Origin of the sequence: Priestia sp. BR_2 (genome assembly GCF_041954005.1) — a bacterium.
GTDB lineage: Bacteria > Bacillota > Bacilli > Paenibacillales > Paenibacillaceae > Paenibacillus_AQ > Paenibacillus_AQ lautus_A.
On record NZ_JAVFHM010000301.1, the window covers coordinates 1 to 637 of the forward strand.

Sequence of the window (637 nt, forward strand, 5' to 3'; positions counted from 1 at the left end):
CGATAGAGTTGATCAGACTGGCTATCTACAATTCCTCTCAAACGTTGATTTTCCGCCGAATCAACAATAAAATCATGAAATTGGTCATCCAATTCTGTCCATGCTAATAGGTTATCTAACTCTAGTGCCTTTTCTTGCTCTTGGATGAGTTGCTCAAGGTGGTTTAACTCTGTATCAGTGACTTTGGGAGTAGCAAGGTATCCCGAAACACCATCGAGAGCTTCTACAACTTCGTAAATTTGTTGGAGATCATCTGCCACAAGTGGTGCTACAATAAACCCTCGACGTGGAATTAAACGTACCCAACCTTCTGTTTCTAAACGAACAAGGGATTCTCGTACTGGAGTTCTGCTCATACCTAGAATTTCAGCCATTTCTCTTTCTAATACAGTTTGACCGGGTTCAAGCTTGAGATGGCGTATTGCGTGTCTAATAGCTAGATAAGCACGTTGTGGTAAGCGTGATTCATCATTCGTATCTAATGTTGATAAAAATGAACGAACGGATAAGAAAAGGGATGACTTCTCTTGCGTAACTTGTTTGAACTCAGGGGTTTGAGGTGTTGATGGTTTATTCATTTGTATTCCCTCACTCCGAAAAACGTTAAATTTGATGTAACTATATAAAAATGTTTAAA

General features: G+C 39.4%; 1 protein-coding gene. It reads right to left on the reverse strand.

Features of this window, described 5'->3' with window-relative positions:
• Positions 1-578: GntR family transcriptional regulator (locus tag RB298_RS25600; RefSeq protein ID WP_486049155.1), on the reverse strand; the 578-nt coding region annotated here is incomplete at its 3' end.
• Positions 579-637 lie beyond the last annotated feature (59 nt).